This is a genomic window from Oleiphilus sp. HI0061 (genome assembly GCF_001635675.1).
Genome location: NZ_LWFE01001262.1, coordinates 1 through 3,165, shown reverse-complemented (window position 1 = coordinate 3,165; position 3,165 = coordinate 1). Strand labels below are relative to the sequence as shown.

At 44.8% G+C, this 3,165-nt stretch carries 4 protein-coding genes, 1 other RNA gene and 1 pseudogene; 3 read left to right on the top strand and 3 right to left on the bottom strand.

Annotation, left to right across the window (positions count from 1 at the left end; translation table 11 throughout):
* Positions 1 to 79: 79 nt before the first annotated feature.
* Both A3735_RS19765 and A3735_RS19760 read right to left on the bottom strand, forming a co-directional pair.
* Complete coding sequence (locus A3735_RS19765; RefSeq protein ID WP_082865264.1) at positions 80 to 370, bottom strand: RnfH family protein; 291 nt, start codon at positions 368 to 370, stop codon at positions 80 to 82.
* Between the two features lie 13 nt (positions 371 to 383).
* Positions 384 to 818 carry a type II toxin-antitoxin system RatA family toxin gene (locus A3735_RS19760; protein WP_068553707.1) on the bottom strand — a complete coding sequence of 145 codons (435 nt, stop codon included), beginning with the start codon at positions 816 to 818 and terminating at the stop codon, positions 384 to 386.
* Between the two features lie 192 nt (positions 819 to 1,010).
* Between A3735_RS19760 and smpB the strand changes: the two genes are divergently transcribed.
* The 3 genes and pseudogenes from smpB to A3735_RS29130 form a co-directional block, all read left to right on the top strand.
* A complete protein-coding gene (gene smpB / locus A3735_RS19755; protein WP_068514034.1) occupies positions 1,011 to 1,490 on the top strand; it encodes an SsrA-binding protein SmpB in 480 nt (159 codons plus the stop codon).
* A 282-nt stretch (positions 1,491 to 1,772) separates the two neighbouring features.
* Positions 1,773 to 2,158: a transfer-messenger RNA gene (gene ssrA, locus A3735_RS19750) on the top strand.
* Between the two features lie 505 nt (positions 2,159 to 2,663).
* A pseudogene (locus A3735_RS29130) lies at positions 2,664 to 2,921 on the top strand (transposase zinc-binding domain-containing protein); the annotation flags it as partial.
* A 10-nt stretch (positions 2,922 to 2,931) separates the two neighbouring features.
* Here A3735_RS29130 and A3735_RS19740 read toward each other — a convergent pair.
* The coding region (locus A3735_RS19740; protein ID WP_156499779.1) for an integrase core domain-containing protein at positions 2,932 to 3,165 on the bottom strand (234 nt) is incomplete at its 5' end.

Here is a 3,165-nt window from a genome sequence, read left to right as displayed (position 1 = left end):
AGTCTACTATAGCCAAGGCGTGTACCAACGCTACGAAGGCACACTACTTGAGAGCAACCCAGCATATTAAGCGCTCTATTTAGTCTTTCTTTGCCGCCCGATTTAAGCGAGCCTGTTTAGGGTCGATCATTAATGGGCGGTAAATTTCAATACGATCCCCTTCTTTCAGCTCCTGCTCCAGTGGTTTACGAACCGCTTTACCAAATATTCCCATATCGGCCTTATCGAAATCTATCTCAGGAAAAACCTTATCAATTCCCGAGTTTTTTGCCCCATCAAAAACGTTGGTACCCGGCTTCACCTCGACTGTTAGTATTTTCTGCTTATCAGGCGCGGCATAGGCAACTTCTATTTGGATCATATTTTCCATTATTTACGTTTCCTTAACGATATAATTGATTTGCACGTTCACAGAACGCATCAACCATCGAGTTAGCTGCCTGATTAAATACCTTGGCAAAGGCCATTTTTGCCAAATTTTGTTTAATCTCAAAATCGAGCGTAAGTTCAACCTTACAAGCTCCTTCTTTCAGGTGAATAAATTCCCAGGCGCCTTTTAAATAGCTGAAAGGTCCCTCCACCAGGCTCATAATAATTCTGCCATCTTCAGACAAGTCGTTACGCGTGGTAAACGACTGCTTCAGCGCGCCCTTTTGAACCTCAATGCTCGCCAACATATACTCCGATTCAGACTCCAAGACCTGCGAGCTTGAACACCAAGGAAGAAACTGCGAGTAAGCCGCCACATCATTTACCAGTGCACTCATACGCTCAGCAGAGTGCATAACCAAGGCACTACGATTAATACTTAAAGACATTCACATCACCCTAAACTATCTTACCTCTATTGTACCCGCCAAGACCGTGGTCGCCTAGCCTCAATAAAAACACGCAACATAAATTTTCAGAAGGCTGGCACAAATGACTGAAACATGGTGTAGAATGGTTCATTTTTATAGCCCTAGAAACGTTTAGGTCTATTTGTACGAGATAGTGATAACAATAGATATATGGCCAAGAAAAAACCAAAACAACTGCCAGGCACCATTGCTCTCAATAAGAAAGCTAAACACGACTACCATATTGAAGAAAAGTTCGAAGCCGGACTCGCTCTAACAGGGTGGGAAGTCAAAAGCTTAAGAGAAGGCAAAGCTCAGCTTACGGATTCACACGTATTCCTAAAAAACGGTGAAGCCTGGCTTCTTAACGTCTATATCACACCGCTAACGTCAGCGTGTACTCACGTTATCGCTGAACCAACGCGCCAACGAAAGCTATTGCTACATAAAAAAGAAATCGCAAAGATAAATGCCAAAATGAACCAAGCTGGACACACCTGTGTTGCATTGGCGCTTTATTGGAAAGGAAACCACATCAAATGCGAGATAGCACTGGCCAAAGGTAAGAAAGATCACGATAAACGAGATGCCGAGAAGAACCGTGACTGGGATCGCCAGAAAGCACGTATTGTTCGAGAACACGTAAAATAAATAGGCTTGCCTTGTATTCCCAACAAGCGCCCCTATATAATGACTAACAATTAAATTACGGCATAAGCGACAGTTGCTAAAACACTGGCCGGGACTCGACGTAGTCGAAGCCAAACGCTTAATCTTGGTAAAAGTTACGGGGACGACATGGGCTTATGCCTGTTTTGTCTCAAATTGAAAGCCAATTTCTTGGCCTTCAAAAGGCATAAGCGACAGCGGCTCCGCCCGCTGGCCGGGACTCGACGCAGTCGAAGCCAGACGCTTAATCTTGGTAAAAGTTACGGGGACGACATGGCTTCGACGCTGGTAACAAAACCAAAGGTGCATGCCGAGTGTATAGTGGCACTCGTACTCCAATCGCTATAACTCATAGTTGCAAATGATGACAACTACGGTGCTCAACTAGCTGCGTAAGCAGTGAAAAAGCACTTTTAGGGCTACGGCCCTAACGGTCTTTAGCAAGGTGCCTGTATCGCGCTAATGACTGTCACTCAGAACAGGATCGCCAAGCGGCTTACTCAGGGTCGTTTCGTTAAACTTTACTGAGCTCGCCAACCACGTCCTGCCCGTTGGGCTGTGGAAGGTTAAACTAATTAACGGATTCTAAGCATGTAGAGCCGATGGCAGAGTGCTGACGGACGCGGGTTCAATTCCCGCCGTCTCCACCAAAAGCTGGTTCATCAAGAACCAATAAAGTAGGGAAGTAACCATAAGTTTAGCATTTGCTAAAATTATGGTTCACAGGGAAGCATAAGTTTGGCAACAACCGGACAAATGCAACCCTTTCTAGACTGAAAAAGCTCATTTAATCATAGCGTTATGATTCAATGAGCTTTACTTTTTAATATCTATGATTTGCGAACCTTTTTTTAATCCTTCGACCCGCCCTCAATAAGCATTTCTGATTTGTAAACCTGAAGAAACAGAGCTAACTCATTATTCTTAGTAGATTTAAACCAGAAAGGATCGTGCACTGAGCCCGCATAAATAACAACAATTAGAAATAAATAACATACCAAAGCCAATGCCAAGGGCCGATTAGTTCCAAGAGCTCCCATAGCAAACAGCAGAGATACGATAAAAGAAGACACACTCCATAAGGAAAACAAGAAACACAGATAGACCTTGTTGATATTCCAGCTTCGTAGATACCAAAATTTGAACAGCCTCAAATTGCGTGTGCGCTGCGAAGATTGTCATCACGAGCGTTTGGTCGCTTTCAGCTGCAAACGGAGTGGTTTCTGCCCTAGTTGTGGCGCTCGGCGGATGGCGGAGAGTGCCGCACTTTTGGTGGATGAAGTATTTCCCGCAGAGCCTATTCGCCAATGGGTGCTGAGTTTTCCTTTCCAGTTGCGCTTTTTGCTGGACCGTTACCCGGAGCTGATGGGCAAGGTCTTGAGCATCGTTTACCGTACACTCTCAACTGTTCTGCGCAACTAAATCAGGACACTTTTCTTAAAGAGTTTTCGTACTCGATTGGCGACATATCTTCGTTAGAAGTATGGAGCCGCTCTAAGTTGTAATAACGCATGTAGTCAGCCACATCATTTCTCATATGCTCTCTCGTTGGCTGGGGCACTTTCAAAACCCAGTCATGCTTTAAGCTTCCAAAGAACCGCTCCACAACAGAGTTATCCCAGCAAGCACCTACATCCCCCATGCTAGCTCTGATGCC

Bases quoted from the DNA above. Each gene is read 5' to 3' on its own strand.
- A3735_RS19765 (WP_082865264.1), bottom strand. From the start codon at position 370: ATGGAAAATATGATCCAAATAGAAGTTGCCTATGCCGCGCCTGATAAG.
- A3735_RS19760 (WP_068553707.1), bottom strand. From the start codon at position 818: ATGTCTTTAAGTATTAATCGTAGTGCCTTGGTTATGCACTCTGCTGAG.
- smpB (WP_068514034.1), top strand. From the start codon at position 1,011: ATGGCCAAGAAAAAACCAAAACAACTGCCAGGCACCATTGCTCTCAAT.